Source organism: Methylomonas sp. BW4-1 (assembly GCF_052474385.1).
On record NZ_CP184125.1, the window covers coordinates 2,283,656 to 2,300,643 of the forward strand.

The 16,988-nt window shown below is 48.7% G+C and carries 18 protein-coding genes and 1 tRNA gene; 8 read left to right on the plus strand and 11 right to left on the minus strand.

Going from position 1 to position 16,988, the window contains the following annotated elements; translation table 11 throughout:
* Window positions 1-21: 21 nt before the first annotated feature.
* The 3 genes from ACH5Y9_RS10530 (at window position 22) to lplT (ending at window position 4,240) form a co-directional block, all read left to right on the plus strand.
* Complete coding sequence (locus tag ACH5Y9_RS10530) at window positions 22-651, plus strand: cohesin domain-containing protein (RefSeq protein WP_445369576.1); 630 nt, start codon at window positions 22-24, stop codon at window positions 649-651.
* A 201-nt stretch (window positions 652-852) separates the two neighbouring features.
* Entirely contained in the window at window positions 853-3,018 is a 2,166-nt protein-coding gene (locus ACH5Y9_RS10535; RefSeq protein WP_445369577.1) for an AMP-binding protein, read from the plus strand.
* A gap of 46 nt (window positions 3,019-3,064) precedes the next feature.
* Window positions 3,065-4,240 (plus strand): lysophospholipid transporter LplT, encoded by a 1,176-nt coding sequence (lplT, locus tag ACH5Y9_RS10540; RefSeq protein ID WP_445369578.1) that lies wholly within the window; start codon window positions 3,065-3,067, stop codon window positions 4,238-4,240.
* Here the strand turns inward: lplT and ACH5Y9_RS10545 are convergent.
* Complete coding sequence (locus ACH5Y9_RS10545; RefSeq protein WP_445369579.1) at window positions 4,179-4,808, minus strand: TetR/AcrR family transcriptional regulator; 630 nt, start codon at window positions 4,806-4,808, stop codon at window positions 4,179-4,181. The two genes, lplT and ACH5Y9_RS10545, sit on opposite strands and share 62 nt — an antisense overlap.
* 68 nt (window positions 4,809-4,876) lie before the next feature.
* Here ACH5Y9_RS10545 and ACH5Y9_RS10550 point away from each other — a divergent pair, with 68 nt between their 5' ends.
* Window positions 4,877-5,380 carry an NUDIX hydrolase gene (locus ACH5Y9_RS10550; protein ID WP_445369580.1) on the plus strand — a complete coding sequence of 168 codons (504 nt, stop codon included), beginning with the start codon at window positions 4,877-4,879 and terminating at the stop codon, window positions 5,378-5,380.
* 69 nt (window positions 5,381-5,449) lie between these two features.
* Here ACH5Y9_RS10550 and ACH5Y9_RS10555 read toward each other — a convergent pair.
* Window positions 5,450-5,526, minus strand: a tRNA-Asp gene (locus tag ACH5Y9_RS10555).
* Between the two features lie 64 nt (window positions 5,527-5,590).
* Here ACH5Y9_RS10555 and ACH5Y9_RS10560 point away from each other — a divergent pair.
* The gene (locus ACH5Y9_RS10560; RefSeq protein WP_445369581.1) at window positions 5,591-6,250 is read left to right on the plus strand and encodes a class I SAM-dependent methyltransferase; all 660 of its coding nucleotides are present in this window, start codon (window positions 5,591-5,593) and stop codon (window positions 6,248-6,250) included.
* Here ACH5Y9_RS10560 and dmeF read toward each other — a convergent pair.
* Window positions 6,213-7,208, minus strand: a complete 996-nt coding sequence (gene dmeF, locus ACH5Y9_RS10565) for a CDF family Co(II)/Ni(II) efflux transporter DmeF (RefSeq protein ID WP_445369582.1) — start codon at window positions 7,206-7,208, stop codon at window positions 6,213-6,215. The genes ACH5Y9_RS10560 and dmeF overlap by 38 nt on opposite strands.
* Before the next feature lie 160 nt (window positions 7,209-7,368).
* Here dmeF and xseA point away from each other — a divergent pair, with 160 nt between their 5' ends.
* From xseA to ACH5Y9_RS10580, 3 genes are all read left to right on the plus strand, one after another.
* Complete coding sequence (gene xseA, locus ACH5Y9_RS10570) at window positions 7,369-8,712, plus strand: exodeoxyribonuclease VII large subunit (protein ID WP_445369583.1); 1,344 nt, start codon at window positions 7,369-7,371, stop codon at window positions 8,710-8,712.
* Window positions 8,713-8,826: 114 nt separating this feature from the next.
* On the plus strand, window positions 8,827-9,231 hold the full coding sequence (locus tag ACH5Y9_RS10575; RefSeq protein WP_445369584.1) for a bacteriohemerythrin: 405 nt from the start codon (window positions 8,827-8,829) through the stop codon (window positions 9,229-9,231).
* Entirely contained in the window at window positions 9,228-9,800 is a 573-nt protein-coding gene (locus tag ACH5Y9_RS10580) for an alpha-ketoglutarate-dependent dioxygenase AlkB family protein (RefSeq protein WP_445369585.1), read from the plus strand. Before ACH5Y9_RS10575 ends, ACH5Y9_RS10580 begins: the two co-directional genes overlap by 4 nt.
* 28 nt (window positions 9,801-9,828) lie before the next feature.
* On the opposite strand, the gene nqrM is transcribed toward ACH5Y9_RS10580, so the two are convergent.
* The 8 genes from nqrM to ACH5Y9_RS10620 form a co-directional block, all read right to left on the minus strand.
* Complete coding sequence (gene nqrM / locus ACH5Y9_RS10585) at window positions 9,829-10,017, minus strand: (Na+)-NQR maturation NqrM (RefSeq protein WP_033159346.1); 189 nt, start codon at window positions 10,015-10,017, stop codon at window positions 9,829-9,831.
* Between the two features lie 88 nt (window positions 10,018-10,105).
* Window positions 10,106-11,326: an NADH:ubiquinone reductase (Na(+)-transporting) subunit F gene (gene nqrF / locus ACH5Y9_RS10590; protein WP_033159347.1), complete on the minus strand. Its 1,221-nt coding sequence runs from the start codon at window positions 11,324-11,326 to the stop codon at window positions 10,106-10,108.
* Between the two features lie 10 nt (window positions 11,327-11,336).
* On the minus strand, window positions 11,337-11,945 hold the full coding sequence (gene nqrE, locus ACH5Y9_RS10595) for an NADH:ubiquinone reductase (Na(+)-transporting) subunit E (protein ID WP_101052580.1): 609 nt from the start codon (window positions 11,943-11,945) through the stop codon (window positions 11,337-11,339).
* Window positions 11,945-12,613 (minus strand): NADH:ubiquinone reductase (Na(+)-transporting) subunit D, encoded by a 669-nt coding sequence (locus ACH5Y9_RS10600; RefSeq protein WP_445369586.1) that lies wholly within the window; start codon window positions 12,611-12,613, stop codon window positions 11,945-11,947. Before ACH5Y9_RS10600 ends, nqrE begins: the two co-directional genes overlap by 1 nt.
* A gap of 8 nt (window positions 12,614-12,621) precedes the next feature.
* Window positions 12,622-13,485: a Na(+)-translocating NADH-quinone reductase subunit C gene (locus tag ACH5Y9_RS10605; RefSeq protein ID WP_033159350.1), complete on the minus strand. Its 864-nt coding sequence runs from the start codon at window positions 13,483-13,485 to the stop codon at window positions 12,622-12,624.
* Complete coding sequence (locus tag ACH5Y9_RS10610; protein WP_033159351.1) at window positions 13,478-14,677, minus strand: NADH:ubiquinone reductase (Na(+)-transporting) subunit B; 1,200 nt, start codon at window positions 14,675-14,677, stop codon at window positions 13,478-13,480. The genes ACH5Y9_RS10605 and ACH5Y9_RS10610 overlap by 8 nt, the downstream gene beginning before the upstream one ends.
* Complete coding sequence (locus ACH5Y9_RS10615) at window positions 14,677-16,023, minus strand: Na(+)-translocating NADH-quinone reductase subunit A (RefSeq protein WP_445369587.1); 1,347 nt, start codon at window positions 16,021-16,023, stop codon at window positions 14,677-14,679. Before ACH5Y9_RS10615 ends, ACH5Y9_RS10610 begins: the two co-directional genes overlap by 1 nt.
* Window positions 16,024-16,209: 186 nt before the next feature.
* The gene (locus ACH5Y9_RS10620) at window positions 16,210-16,938 is read right to left on the minus strand and encodes a metallophosphoesterase (RefSeq protein WP_171695021.1); all 729 of its coding nucleotides are present in this window, start codon (window positions 16,936-16,938) and stop codon (window positions 16,210-16,212) included.
* Between the last annotated feature and the right edge of the window lie 50 nt (window positions 16,939-16,988).

The window sequence follows — 16,988 nt, forward strand, 5'->3', positions numbered from 1 at the left end:
TCCACTTCTAGGGAATCGTTCATGAACAAACAATTACTGACCAAACTGCTTGCGCTGATGTTCGCCGGGTTTTTCCAGATAACTGAAGCGGCCACGCTTAATCTTAAATTTGCTGACGACACTAATATCCGCTCGTTCGCCAAAGGCTCGATTTTTGATGTCAATATTTACATCAATAGCGTTGATGACCTGGCGGGCTTCGATTTCGACTTGACCTATAACAGCACCAATCTATCCGCCCAATTACTAAGCAGTGGTAGTATTTTTGGCGCTGACACCGAAAGTTTGGCGAACAGCATCACGCCTGGCGCCGGCGCAACCTTGGGGAAAATTCATTTTGCCGAAATGCTGTCGGGCAGCGTCGCAACCGGTTTGAATATCTCTGAGCCCACCTTGCTGGGCACCGTCAAATTTCAAGCACTCAATGTCAGCGCGGGGAATGCCTTAAGCATAATCCCCGACCCGATCTATACGCCGGCACAACTACTATTTCTCTCCGATGGTAGCGGGCCCGCCACAACCATCACAGGCGCTACTGTCCACGTCACTGCCGCACCAGCCGCTGTTCCGTTGCCTGCATCTGTCTTCTTGTTTGTTCCGGCGCTGTTAGGCGTATTCGGCTTTGGGAAAAACCAATTTAAAAAGCCATAAAGCAGTTCACCGGGTTAACGCACCGATTTTGTCCATTGACGGACAAGGTGGTAGCAATGTCAAAAGCCATCCCTTGGAGATGGCTTTTTCGTTTTTAGGAGGCAAAGGGAAAATTAAATTGAACAACGTTTAGTTTGTCGTTATAGTGCCTTCCGGCAAATCGCAATCTGTCTGCTAATATGCGCTTACGGGAGGAATATCATGTTAAAAATTGTTTTACGCTGGCTGTTGACGCTAGTCTATCGAGTGAAGGTCCACGGGCTGGAAAATTACGCTAAAGCCGGTAACCGCGTGTTGATCGTCGCCAACCACACTTCATTTCTCGATCCTTTGCTGCTGGGCGTGTTTTTGCCGGACGACATCACCTTTGCGATCAATACCCAAATCTCTGAACGCTGGTGGCTAAAGCCATTTTTGCGTTTATCCAAAGTGTTTCCGATGGATCCAACGCATCCCTTGTCTTTAAAGGCTTTAATCCATCATTTGCAAAGCGATACCAAAACCGTGATTTTTCCGGAAGGCCGGATCACCGTGACCGGTTCCTTGATGAAAATCTATGACGGTACCGGCATGGTTGCCGATAAATCCGGTGCAACCTTGTTGCCGATTCGCATCGAGGGCGCTGAATACAGCCGCTTTTCCAAGCTGGGCAGCGTGCGTCAACACTGGTTTCCGCGCATCACCATTCATATCCAGCCGCCAACCTTGATCGAGACTCACGGCGATGTGACCGGCAAAGCCCGCCGCAAGCATAGCGGCCACATCCTGGCTGACATCATGACGGAAATGATGTTTGCCACCAGCCATTACCAACAAACCATCTTTGCGGCCTTATTGGAAGCTCGGGCTTTACATGGCGGGCGTTACACCGTTGCTGAGGATCTGGAACGCAAGCCACTAAGCTACGACGCACTGATCACCCGCAGCATCATCGTAGGCAAACTAATCAAAACCCTCACTCAAACCGGCGAGAATGTCGGCGTGTTGCTGCCCAATAGCTGTAAGACGCTGAACGTGGTCCTGGGTTTACAGATTTATCAGCGGGTACCGGCGATGCTGAATTATTCAATCGGCGCCGCCGGTATGGCTGCCGCTTGCCGCACCGGACAAATCAATATTGTGCTGACTTCGCGCAAATTCATTGAATTAGCGAAACTGGGTGACGAAGCCGCAACGCTGGCACAACACGTCAAATTAATTTATTTGGAAGACTTGGCGACATCACTAACAAGCGTCGACAAAATCATCGGCTTGCTACAGGCTAAAACCGCAAGATTTTGGTACAAGAGCCAGAACTACGATGCCGACGATGCGGCGGTAGTATTGTTTACTTCAGGTTCGGAAGGCTTACCGAAAGGCGTGGTGTTGTCGCATGCCAATATCCTGGCCAATCATAAACAAATCAGAGCGCGCATTGATTTCGGACCGGGGGATGTGGTGTTGAATTTTCTGCCGATGTTCCATTCCTTCGGCTTCACGGTCGGCACGATGATGCCGATATTGAATGGCATGACCAGCTTTTTCTACCCGTCGCCGCTGCATTATGCGGTAATTCCGGAGATGGCATACGAGGTTGGCGCGACCATCATGTTCGGCACGAATACCTTTTTAGCGGCGTATGCCAAAAAAGCCCATCCTTACGATTTTTACTCTTTGCGTTACGTGGTAGCCGGCGCCGAAAAATTGCAAGAAACCACCCGCACCACTTGGTTGGATAAATTCGGTATCCGTATCTTGGAAGGTTACGGCGCCACGGAAACTTCGCCGGTAACCTCGGTAAACACGCCGATGGACTACAAGGCTGGAAGCGTCGGCCGCTTCATGCCCGATATGCTGCATAAATTGGAGCCGGTGCCCGGTATTGAGAACGCCGGCAAACTGCATGTCGCCGGCCCCAATATCATGAAAGGTTATCTACTACCGGACAATCCCGGCGTATTGGTACCGCCCTGCTCCGCTGCTTTCGGCGAAGGTTGGTACGATACCGGCGACATCGTCCATGTCGACGAGGAAGGCTTTATCCACATTCAAGGCCGCAGCAAACGTTTCGCGAAAATCGGCGGGGAAATGGTATCGCTGACCGCGGTGGAACAATTGGCCATCTACGCTTGGCCGGAAGCGCAGCATGTGGTGGTCAGTTTGCCCGATCCGAAAAAAGGCGAACAACTCGTCTTGTTGACGACGCACCGCGACGCAAACGCCAAGCAATTGGCCGACGCCTCCACCGGCGTCGCCACCATCAATTTACCCAAGAAAGTGTTTGTGCTCGATAAACTGCCGGTATTGGCGACCGGAAAAACCGATTATCCAGGCGCGACAGCGTTAGCAGCGCGATTGCTGGAAGGTGGCGACGTCGAGTCGGATTGAGCACGACCCACACCTGGCTTGCCTAACTTAACTACCCTTTAATGCCATGAGCAAACACATCTATCCCCTTTTAGTCGCGCAATTCCTCTCGGCATTTGCCGACAACGCCATATTGTTTACAGTCATCGCCATGGTGATGCAGGATGCGCACCCGGTCAGTTGGTACGTGCCGGCTTTGCAAAGCGTGTTTCTGGTGGCATTCGTAGTCTTGGCGCCCTGGGTGGGCGGATTTGCGGACAGTCACGCCAAATCGCGGGTATTGATTGTCGCCAATCTGATCAAGGCTTGCGGCGCGGGTTTGTTGCTATTTAACGTCGAGCCTCTATTGGCGTATTGTGTGGTCGGTGTCGGCGCTGCCTTGTACAGTCCGGCCAAATACGGCATTTTGCCGGAACTGGCGGGCCACGACGGCCTGGTAAAAGCCAATAGCTGGATAGAAGGCTCCACCATTCTGGCTATATTGACCGGTATGGTGGTCGGCGCAAAGCTGGCCGATCATTCCACCACCTGGGCCTTGATTGTCACGATACTGTTGTTTTTGATTTCTGCTGCCACCACCTTATTCTTGCCGATAGGCTTACGCAAAGCCCCGCCGTCCGGCTCGAAAATCAGGCTGTTCTACGTGGAAGTTAAAACATTTCTGGCGATGCCACGCTCACGTTTCGCGGTGTTGGGTGCATCTCTATTTTGGGCGGCTGCGGCCAGCGTCCGGGTCATCATCATTGCTTGGGCGCCCTTGGTGTTAATGACACATAACGCCAGCGACATTGCCAATCTGACACTGTTTTTAGCCATCGGCATCATCGCCGGTTCGGTCCTAGTCCCACGCTTGATTCCGCTGGAACATCTGCGCCGCGCCCGCATCCCGGCCTATTTGATGAGCATCTTTATCATCACCCTGAGTTTCACGGAAGCAGTCTGGCCGGCACGTTTTGTGTTGTTTTTAATGGGTATGGCCGGCGGCATGTTTATCGTACCAATAAACGCAGCCCTCCAGGACCTTGGTCAACAAAGCATAGGCAGTGGCGGTGCGGTAGCGATGCAGAATTTTTTCCAGAATGTGGCGATGTTATTGGCAGTGGGCGGCTATACACTGGCTGCTGCCGAACAAGTTACACCCATTACCGCGCTGATTGGTCTGGGTTTCCTGCTGCTGGCTGCTACTTTTCTGGTGGTTTGGCATTTACCTGAAGTGGAGCAAGCGCCTTCCAGCCTTGAATAAAGGTTTGCACCAATAAATCCACGCTTAGCCTGGACGCTTGAATGTCGCTGATTTGCGGTTTGGCGGTTAGCGACAAAATACAGATTCCATGCACGCCGCTCCATAAGGTTCTGGCTGCCAGCCGGCTTTGTTCCGCGGAACTGCCGGGGGTAAGCTGGACAAACAACACCTCGACAATCGCGAACATCTGCTCCACCTTTTGTAGATACCAGTCAGGCTGAGGCTCCTCACTCTGAATATCGAAGATCATTCGCCAGCGATTGAAATGCTGCGCGGCAAAATTTAGATAAGTTTCCGCCAAGATCAGAATATTTTCCTCGACACTGGCGGACGGTTCGCAGTGAAGCAATTGTTTAGCCAACTCATCCAATGTGCGGCCTTTGACGTGGGTCAGCAAATCGTTCATATTGGCAAATACCATATAAATGCTGCCCACGGTATAGCCGATTTCCATCGCGATTTTGCGCACCGTCAGAGCACTATAACCGTCCTCTATAACGATGGTTTCTGCGGCGACCAGCACCATTTCCTTGATTTGTTCCTGACTATGTTCGCTTCTTCTTGCCATATGTTCTCTGCGACATGCACTAAAAACAGCTACCATACACGACCTTGCTTCAGGAATCGATAGTTTACATGCACAACGAACTTCTCGATGTCGTCGATAAAGACGATACAGTGATTGCCCAACAACCCAGGTCGGTGATTCACGCCAACAGTCTGCGCCACCGGGCCGTGCATATTCTGGTTTTCAACGATGCTGGCCAGTTGTTTCTACAAAAGCGCTCGATGAAAAAAGATTTGAACAAAGGCTTATGGGATACCTCGGCGGCTGGTCACGTCGACGCCGGCGAAAGCTATGACCGTTGCGCGCCTCGTGAATTAAAGGAGGAATTGGGCATATTTGCCGAAAGCCTGGAGAGTTTATTTAAATTGGAACCTAGCACCGACTTGGGTATGGAATTTATCCAGGTCTACCGTTGCCGGCATAACGGACCGTTTAGCTTAGCGGCAGATGAAATCGACGAAGGCTGTTGGGCAGATCCAGATACCCTGGATAAGCGTGTTGCCAAGAACGATCCAACCTTGACGCTGACGTTTAAAATTATCTGGCAACGGTTTAGGAATATTGCAAACTAAAATGCTTGCTAGATACTCATCATCAATGTCACTCAATCGATGAGATTAAAACTCAGGTAAAAACGAAAGTGGCGGAGCGGACGGGGCTCGAACCCGCGACCCCCGGCGTGACAGGCCGGTATTCTAACCAACTGAACTACCGCTCCGCAGTAGAGAGCGGCGCATTCTACAGCATATCGCCCAAGCGTCAAGCAAAAGCCCAAATTAATTATGCCGGCACCATCCTGCCCACTCTGTAACAGCCCCGATACCCATCTTTATCACAGCGACGCAAAACGCGATTACACTCAGTGCCGACAGTGCTTGCTGGTTTATGTTGATTGCTCTCAGCACTTATCGCCGAGCCAGGAAAAAGCTATTTATGATCTACATCAAAATACCATTGACGATCCGGGCTACATTGAATTTCTATCCCGCTTGGCAAAGCCTTTGCTCAGAAAATTACCGAACAATTCTGTTGGACTTGATTATGGTTGCGGCCCAGGCCCGGCGCTTGCAGAACTGTTCAAGGCGCGTGGGCATCGAGTAAATGTCTACGACCCATTCTATGCGGACTTTCCTGAACACCTGCAAAGAACCTACGACTTTATCGTCTGCACCGAGGTAGTAGAGCATTTTCGCGCGCCGAAACGCGAATTCGACACGCTGTTTAAATTATTAAAACCCGGCGGTTGGCTGGGCATCATGACCAAATTGGTCATAGATGCCGAGGCCTTTGCCAAATGGCATTACAAAAACGATCAAACCCACATCGCTTTTTTCTCGCGACCGACCTTTCATTGGTTGGCGGCGCATTATCATTGCCAAATCGAATTCATCGGCAACGACGCGATTATTCTGCAACGCAATCCTGACCCTTACAACAATTGACTTCCACGGTGATATGGTCGAGTTGTGCGAATTTGCCCAATAGATTCTTGTAATAACTGGGCGATTTTGGCTCCTGCGTGACCAAAACCACGATTGCCGCATAATGATTGGCACTAACGGGCCAAACATGCAGATCGCTGACAAGGCATTCGCCGTCTTCCTCCAGCGCGGTTTGTATCGCCTGGGTGTATTTGGAGTTTATGGTCTGGTCCAGCAATACGGGGCTGGTCTCTTTGATTAAGCCGTAAGCCCAGACCAGAATCACTGTCGCACCAACAAAACCCATCACCGTATCCAGCCAAACCCAACCGTAATATTTGCCAGCCACCAAGGCGACGATGGCCAATACCGATGTCAGCGCATCGGCCATTACGTGTAGATAGGCCGCCCTTAGATTGTGATCGTGATGATGGGAGCGCTGGCCATGATCCTTGTGATCATGATCATGTTCGTCATGGCCATGGCCATGGTGAGCATTATGCCCGTGTCCATGGTGATGATCGTGATGGTCTCGCAATAATAACGCGCTTAACAGGTTGATCAACAAACCCACTTGCGCGACTAAAATCGCCTCGTCAAAGCGAATTATTTCCGGCATCAGTAGCCGTTGTACCGAGTCGGCGATCATCACTAAGGCTACCATCGCCAATGCTATCGAACTGGCAAATCCGCCCAATACTCCAACCTTGGCAGGACTAAATGCAAAGGTTTGGTCATGCTGATGAATACGACTGTAACGGTAGGCGAAGATTGCAATCATAAAAGCCACCACATGCGTGGCCATGTGCCATCCGTCCGCCAACAACGCCATCGAATGAAACTGCATACCGGCGACAATTTCCACAATCATCGTCGCAAACGTCAGAAGCAGCACCCATTTCGTACGCCGCTCGCCTTTGCGATTGATCCGCGCGAAATCGTGCGAATGTTGCCAGTTACTCAATTGATGTTCATGCATCCGTAGTTCCTTGTTCGCTAAAGCCGAAATCATTACCGAGACAGCATTTTAGCGCAGCTTACCTGGAAACACTTCCGCAAAGTAAAAGCCCCTGTTATTTGCGGCAAACCGCCGTAAAATAAGGTTTTCAACCTATTCGCCCTGCACTTGCAAGCATTCGATGAGTAATTCCGAGCAGATCTTCAGCGTATCTCAGCTAAACCGCGAAGCCAAACGCTTGCTGGCCAGCCATTTCTTAACCGTGCAAGTACAAGGCGAGATTTCCAATCTCAGCCTGCCCTCTTCCGGCCATTACTACTTTACCTTGAAAGACGCGCAAGCCCAGATCCGCTGCGCCATGTTCAAAGGACAACAGCAACGACTAAGGTTCAAACCTGCCAACGGCAATCTGGTGGTCGCCACCGCGCAAGTCAGTTTGTACGAACCGCGCGGCGATTATCAATTGGTGGTGGAACAATTGGAAGAAGCAGGTGACGGCGCATTGCGTCTGGCGTACGAACGCTTAAAACAAAAGCTATTACAGGAGGGTTTGTTCGAGCAAAACCGCAAGAAACCGCTGCCGCCACTGCCAACACAAATCGGCGTCATCACCTCGGCCAGTGGCGCAGCGATTCACGATATTCTCAGCGTATTAAAAAGGCGCTTTCCGGCGATCCCGGTGCTGATCTATCCGGTAGCCGTGCAGGGCGAAAGCGCTAAATTCGAGATCAGCGCGGCATTGGCAGCAGCCAATAAGCAAGCCCTAGTAGACGTGATCATCCTGGCGCGTGGCGGCGGCTCGCTGGAAGATTTGTGGGCTTTTAACGAAGAAATCGTCGCCCGGGCGGTAGCGGCCAGTGGAATTCCGGTGATTTCAGCAATAGGCCACGAGGTAGATTTCAGCATCGCCGATTTCGTCGCTGATTTGCGCGCACCGACACCATCGGTAGCGGCCGAATGTGCGGTGCCGGACCAATCCGCCTGGCTTAATCGCTTTACAGCTATTGAGCGCCAACTAACCCGGCAGATGAAAGATAAATTACAGCAGCAACAGATGCATTTGAGTTGGCTAAATAAAGCCCTACAAACCCAACATCCGGGCGAAAAACTACAACGCAATGCCCAGCGTCTCGACGAATTGGAACAACGCTTGGATCGCGCGACGCAGACCGGCTTGGGGCTGTGCCGCCAGCGTCTGGCGTTAAACACCCAGCGTCTGAACGGACAGCAACCGTTGGTATCGATTCACGGCTATCGGCAGCAACTTGATTACTTCCAACAACGATTAAGCCGTTCGATGCAAATTAAACTGACGGCATTGAAAAATCGGCAACACGCGATGTCACAAACCTTACATGCGATTAGTCCACTGGCAACGCTGGAACGCGGTTATGCTATCGTGCAACGACACGAAAGCTCCCAGCTGGTGAAGTCGGTTAAACAGTTAGCCAAGCTTGAACTGTTCGACATTAGAATGGCCGATGGGCGCATCGTTAGTAGAGTTGATGAGGTGATACCCGATTAAATCTGGCCTGCGCTTTAATTGCCATCGACAATCATCCATCCGTTTTATCGTCGGCGATTACTAGGCATAAAACATGCTTTAGTGCATTAGTTTACAAATCACACGAGTGTTCAAATGACAATATTCGACAGAACCATACCCCTGAGTGTTGGTTATGCTCACATCGATCATAATCACGGCATCTTTATTGATTTGGTAAATCAATTGGATAAGGCCAATAACACTGATTTTCCGGGCTTGTTTGCGCAATTGTATCAACACACCGAAGAACATTTTGAATCTGAAAATCGGTTAATGGCGCAATTCGGATTTCCGGCGGAAACCGAACACAAAGGCGAACATCAACGGGTTTTGGAAGAATTCAAACAGTTTAAAACCCGGATCGACAAAGGCTTAATTTCCTTTGGCCGTGCTTTTGTCAAAGAGCGTCTGCCGCAATGGTTTTTATTGCACATTACGACAATGGACAGTGCACTAGCCTCGCATATTAAAGCACAGCAGGAATTGCAAGACGAATGACGCCTGATAAGGAGCTGAGAATAATAAGGGATTTTTACGACGCTGCCGAAAGCGATGCTATCTATAGGCGTTTGCTCCAGGAACAAAATTGGCCCGACAATTGTTACAGCGTTGCCGGCCGGGAATTTACTTTACCCCGCCTGCAAACCTGGCAGGCTGATCCGGGGATAGTTTATAGCTACAGCAATAATCTGTTAAAAACTCGGCCCTGGACGCCATTACTATCGGATATAAGGCAAAAAATCGAACAGTTCTTAAACTTTTCGTTTAATTCGGTATTAGTGAATTTATATCGCAACGGCGATGATTATGTAGGCTGGCATGCGGATAACGAAGCGGAGTTGGGACCACAGCCTTTTATCGCATCATTGACGCTGGGAGCGACCCGACAATTTGCATTTCGGCATAAAAAAAACGCGGAAAGCGGCAGTATTTTACTGACTAGTGGAATGCTATTGATTATGCAGCCCGATTTTCAACACCACTGGCTGCATAGTATTCCTGTCGATCAGAAGTTGACTCAAGGACGCATAAACTTAACGTTTCGGAGAGTTATCGCTCCGAAGTAGCTTAGTTTATCGCTTTGGGCAAGCAGACTTAATGTTGTTCCAATGTTTTAGCTTGCTCAGCTTCAAACTTCTTTCTTTTGTCGCATTTCTCACTGCATACGCAATTGCCGGTGCCGCCGCAAGACCCCTTGATAGCATTCCGACCGAAAAGCACACCGACTGCCATGACGGCAATAACGATCAACATAAATAAAAATGTTACTAAAAAATAACCCATTTTTTTCTCCTGTTTTTTCTAATCACTGAAACGAAAAAAGGAGCGATCCGAAAATCGCTCCCTGTGCTTCGCGTCAGATTAATACAACTTAACCGCCGAAATCATCCAACATAATATTTTCAGGATCCACACCATTAGCCAGCAGCATGTTAATCACTGAAGAGTTCATGATTGGCGGCCCGCACATGTAGTATTCACAATCTTCTGGGTTCGGATGTTTCTTGATAAATTCTTCGAACAACACGTTGTGAATGAAGCCGGTATAACCTTTCCAGTTATCTTCAGGCAAAGCATCCGACAAGGCTACATGCCATTCAAAATTGTCGTTTTCTTTGGCCAGCATATCGAAATCTTCAACGTAGAACATTTCGCGTTTGCTACGTGCGCCATACCAGAAAGTCATTTTACGCTTCGATTTCAGTCTACGTAATTGATCGAAGATATGCGAACGCATCGGCGCCATACCAGCACCACCGCCGATAAATACCATTTCCGCATCAGTTTCTTTGGCAAAAAACTCGCCGTAAGGACCGGATACGAACACTTTATCACCTGGTTTCAGATTGAAGATAAAGGACGACATGATCCCTGGCGGAATGCCATCGGGCGCCCCTGGAGGCGGCGTAGCAATCCTGACGTTCAGCATGATTTCCTTTTCTTCAGGATAAGATGCCATTGAGTACGCGCGTAGAGTCGGTTCTTTTACATCGGAAACATAGCGCCACAGATTGAACTTATCCCAATCAGGACGATATTCCTCGGCAACATCCATATCCGCATATTTTGAAATATGTGGCGGGCATTCGATTTGGATATAACCGCCGGCGCGGTAATTGATGGCTTCACCTTCAGGCAATTCCAACACCAACTCTTTAATGAACGTTGCGACGTTGTCGTTGGACTTAACGGTGCATTCCCATTTCTTAACACCGAATACGCTGTCTTCGACTTCGATATCCATATTTTGTTTGATGGATACTTGGCAAGCCAGACGTTCACCATGTGCGGCTTCCCGTTTTGTGATATGCGATTGCTCGGTTGGCAGAATGTCGCCACCGCCGCTGTGCACTTTCACTTTACATTGACCACAAGTGCCGCCGCCACCACAAGCTGAGGACACGAACAATTGGTTGTCCGCCAATGCGGTCAACAATTTTGAGCCCACCGGGACATGGATTTTCTTTTCGTTATTGATCAGAATTTCCACATCGCCAGAGGCCACCAGCTTACTTTTCGCGCCGATGATTAAAAACACCAGCGCTATCACGATGACCGTGAAGAAAATAACACCTAATGCAATTTCCAGCATTACGATACCCTTATAATTGAATTCCAGAGAAAGCCATGAAGCCCAGAGACATCAAGCCAGCGGTAATAAAAGTGATGCCCAGACCTTGTAATGCAGCAGGAATATCGCTGTATTTCAATTTCTCACGCACACCGGCCATAACGGTAATCGCCAAAGCCCAGCCGAAACCACTTCCTATACCGTATACCACGCTTTCACCAAAATTGTAGTCACGTTCGATCATGAATAAACTACCGGCCAAGATCGCGCAGTTAACGGTAATCAACGGCAGGAAAATACCCAAGGCTTGATACAGAGCCGGAAAGAATTTATCCAAAATCATTTCCAGAATCTGCACAATCGCAGCGATCATACCGATGCAGCTCAACAAGCTTAAAAAGCTTAAATCCACACCGGTAATGCCTATCCAAGATAATGCATCTTCTTTCAACAAGGTTTGGTAAATGAAGTTATTGGCAGGCACTGTTAAGGTTTGCACCACCATAACGGCAATACCCAAACCCATGGCCGTAGAGATCTTCTTGGACACCGCCAAGAAGGTACACATACCCAGGAAGAAAGACAGCGCCAGGTTTTCAATGAAAACCGCTTTAACAAACAGACTGATATAGGCTTCCATTAGTGATGTCCCCCTTCACCGTGAGCAATCGACATGATTTTGAACTCGTTGTGTTCCACTTGTTTTGGTTTCCAGGTACGGAAACCCCAAATGATCAAGCCGATAATGAAAAACGCGCTAGGCGGCAGTAGCATCATACCGTTAGGCACATACCAACCACCATCTTTGACCAAAGGCAGCAAATCGAAGCCAAGCAGTTTGCCTGAACCCAAGGTTTCTCTAAACAAAGCCACGATGACCAGAATCAAACTGTAACCTAAGCCGTTACCGATACCATCTACAAAGCTTTGCAGGGGCGGATTTTTCATCGCATAGGCTTCAGCACGTCCCATGACGATACAGTTGGTAATAATCAAACCAACGAATACCGACAGCTTTTTGCTGACATCAAAGGCAAAGGCTTTAAGCAACTGATCGACCACAATAACCAGCGAAGCAATGATGATCATCTGCACGATAATCCGAATGCTGCTCGGTATATGCTCGCGCACCGCACTAATCGCTGCGCTTGAACAGGCAGTAACCGAAGTCAAGGCCAATGCCATGATCAATGAGGTAGACATTTGCGACGTTACCGCCAGCGCCGAACACACACCAAGCACCTGCAGGGTGATTGGGTTGTTATCGACCAACGGTTCGAATAATACTTTTTTAGTTTCTTTATCCATGATAAGTCCTAACCGTTTTTTCTAATTTTGTTTAGATAGGTGGCAAAACCTTCGGTACCCATCCAGTATTGGATCAAATTACTGACGCCACGACTGGTTAGGGTTGCGCCGGCCAAACCATCCACTTTGTAAACAGAATCCGGGCGACTGGAATCGACACCACCTTTCACTAAAGTCAAAGCCACTTCGCCTTTATCGGAATAGACTTTTTTGCCTTTCCACAACGCGCGCCAGTTAGGATTGACTACCTCACCACCCAGGCCAGGGGTTTCACCTTGGTCGTACAGGTTGATACTCTGTACCGTTTGCGCATCAGCTTCCAAGGCTAAAAAGCCGTACATCGTAGACCACAAACCGTAACCGTTGATAGGCAGAATAATGGATTGCAACTGGTCGCCGTTTTTAACCAAAAACACTTTGGTGTATTTGGCTTTTTGACGGATGCTGGCAATATCTTTCTCGACCGGAATCAACTCGTTCTGCGCAGGGTCTTTAGCAGCCTTGCGTTGGTCGTATTCGTCGACATTGATATTGTCTACGTAATCACCTGTTTTCAGGTCGACAATCTTGCTTTCGATTCTTTCCGCAAAGGCTTTATCTATATCAGTACCCTCTTCCAACAAACCAGCCACATCAAGAATGTTTTTCTTCATGTCCAGGGCTTTGTTGTAGCCTTGCAAAGGCCGTAAAGCGACTGTAGCAATAGATACCAATACAGCGCACACCAAACATAAGGCCAAAGCCACGTTGACGGTTTTTTCCAGGCTGTCGTTACTTAAAGCCAGGATTCTGTCGGCGTAAACTCTGAACTGTTCGTAGTACTTGCAGAGCTGCTCGTTGTACTTACAGGTTTTTTTCTCGGCATTAAGCATGGCGTTTGATCCTTCTTCTAATATTTGCTTGAACAACAAAGTAATCAATCAATGGTGCAAACATGTTTGAGAAAAGAATTGCAAGCATCACACCTTCCGGGAAAGCCGGATTAATAACCCGAATGATGATAATCATCACGCCGATCATGCAGCCGTAAATCCAGCGACCCGTGTCGGTCACAGCGGCAGAAACAGGATCAGTTGCCATAAACACCGTACCGAAAGCAAAGCCACCGACAACCATATGCCAGTACCAAGGCATGGCAAACATTGGGTTGGTTGTGCTGCCAACGATATTCAATAAAGTGGACATACCGATCATGCCAATCAATACGCCAGCCATAATCCGATATGAAGCAACACGTGTGTACAACAAGAATGCAGCACCCAACATACAAGCTAATGTGGATGTTTCACCCATCGAACCGGGAATGAATCCCAAAAACGCTTGGATCCAACTGAAACTCTCTTTAATCGCCTCCACGCCACCAGCCGATGCCAACGATAAAGCCGTCGCGCCACTGTAACCATCCACTGCAACCCATACCGCATCGCCGGAAATTGAAGCCGGATACGCAAAAAACAGGAAAGCACGACCTGTCAAAGCGGGATTAAGGAAATTTTTACCGGTACCACCGAAAACTTCTTTACCCAACACGATACCGAACGAGATACCTAAAGCCACTTGCCACAAGGGGATGTCAGGTGGCAGGATCAGGGTATACAGCATTGACGATACCAAGAAACCTTCGTTGACTTCATGCTTGCGTACGGTTGCGAACAACACTTCCCAAACGCCACCCACCGCTAAGGTAGTGATGTAAACAGGGAAGAAATACAACATGCCGTGCACCAGGCAGGAAATCGGGTTGTACGGGTTGTAGCCGAATAGCGCCATTGGAATGCTGCGCCAATTGTTGATCGACTCGACACCCATACCCTTCATGGCTAAGTTGGCTTGATAACCCGTGTTGTACCAAGCCATCAAAATACAAAACGCCGTGGCGATTACTACGAACGTCATGGTACGTTTCAGATCGTTACCGTCACGCACATGGGTTTTTCCGCGCGTTACATCGGATGGCGTGTAAATAAAAGTATCCACCATCTCGTAGAGACCGTAATACTTTTCAAACTTGCCGCCCTTTGTAAAATGCGGCTCTATGCTATCTAAAATATCTCTAGCCGACATTATCCTTCCTTCTCGATTTTAGTTAAATTAGCTCTGAGCACAGGCGCGAAGTCATGCTTGCCTGGATCGACAAAGGTGAACAAAGACACGTCTTCTTCACTCAGTTCCAGGCAGCCAAGAGACTGTGCAGTGTCGGTATCGCCGACTACAATGGCTTTCAATAAAGGTGTAGACAAAATATCCAAAGGCATCACTGTCTCGTAGACTCCCACCGGAACAATGGCGCGATTGCTACCATTTTTATCGGTGGTCAACGGAAACAGGCGATTATCTTTACGATCTTTGCTCGACACGTACACATTCATAGCCGAGTATTTGTCTTTGCCGGGGACGATCCAACCGAAAAGCTCACGTTCACGACCCTCTTTAATGGCAGAAACTTGCAAACTGTAAGCACTCAAAAATGCCAGAGATCCGGCAGCCTCGTGGCCATACAAAACAGAGCCCGAAATTACCCGGTTTTCAACATCTTGCAATTCGCCGGCAACCAAATCGTCCAGATTGGCGCCCACACGTGTGCGTACCAATCTTGGGTTTTTAACCGTTGGACCAGCCAAAGAAACGATGCGTTCTACATTCAGCTTACCTGTGGTAAACAATGCGCCAATAGCAATTACCGCCTGGTAATCAATATGCCATACGAATTTATGGATATTGACCGGATCGATAAAATGAATATGGGTGCTTGGCAAGCCGGCAGGATGCGGCCCGGAAAACTCCGCTACCTGAACGGCTTGATTCGCTACCAAATCAGTGCCCGTGGCTTTACAAAGATAGGTTTTACCGGATGTCAACTTAGAAACTACAGTCAAGCCATTAGCAAAGTCGGCAGCCCGTTCCTTGATAATGACAGCAGGATCTGCCGCAAGCGGACGAGTATCTATCGCTGTGACAAAAATTGAACTAGGCGTTGTATCGACAGCAGGTATTTTACCGTAAGGACGTGTCAGGAACGCAGTCCACAATCCCGATGCAAGCAAGTTTTCCTTGACCTGCTCTTGAGTCAAATTACCTAACTCAGCTTCGCCGTATTTGGCGAAAGACTCCTGCTGATTCCCTTGCAATTCAATGACCACAGACAACAATGCACGCTTGTCGCCACGGTTAATAGCTTTAACGACACCCGCGCCGGGTGAGGTAAAGTTGACGCCAGGATTTTTTTTGTCAGAAAAAAGGGCCTGTCCTAATTTGACCTTATCTCCTTCGGCAACCATCATTTTCGGCTTCAGATCGATGTAATCGGCACCCAATAAGGCGACCGATTTGATGCTGTTACCATCGCTAATCTTTTGTTCGGGTCCGCCTGTTATAGGCAAATCCAAACCTTTCTTTATATTAAATTGCATAGTTAATACGCCTGCTCCCCAGACTAGTTGCAGCAAAAAGCCCATTGCGAAACACCGATCCCAAAGGGCACTTCAAGACAAAACATGCTCATTACATCACAAGTTATCGGCTTTCTCAACGGAAAATCCCAAGGCTTGTAGCCCTTTAAGCCGAGCGATAGCGCCCGGCATAAGTGGAAATACCGCTCAAATATCAACCACTTTATCGATATCAAAACCACTCACATACTTGCGCCCGACATACCCCCGGGTATTGCTTAAGATACGGGCATCCGCTATCCGGTAATCACCCAAATTGTGCACATGACCGTGAAACCAGGCTGCTATTTCATATTCGTGAAATAAAGGCTTCAAGTCATTACAATAAGCCAGCTTTTTAAGTACGTTGGGTGAATCGATCCAACTCCATTCGGTGGGCGCATGATGAGTGACCACTATGGTCCTGCCGGCAAAGGGCGTGGCAAGTTGTTGTTCTAACCAGAATTTAGATTCCCGATGTAGTTCGGTAAAGTGTTTGGGCTCGAAAGTTTGGCCTGCAAATGACACCTTGCGAAAGTCATTCAAGGTATTTCCCAGCACTTCGGCCTTTTCGGCGCCCTCGATAAACAAATTCGTCCACAAGGTGCAACCCAAAAAGCGCACACCCTGGAAGATAAACTGATCTTTTTCCAGGAACTGAATTTGACTGCCCGCACATTCCCTACGCAACATATCGATAGTCTGTTGATATTCGTAACCATAAAACTCATGGTTACCCGCCACATAAACCACAGGCTTGCCGATAGACTTCAACCATTCGACACCTTGTTTGAATATGCCGATATCGCCTGCCGCCACGACCAAATCGGCATCGGTTTCCGGCAGACTCTGCTCGCCAAATTCCAGATGCACATCAGAAAAGTAATTTATCCGCACAATTTGCTCTTTCGTCCTGTTACTAAGGAGGTATAATTTATATCCTAAGT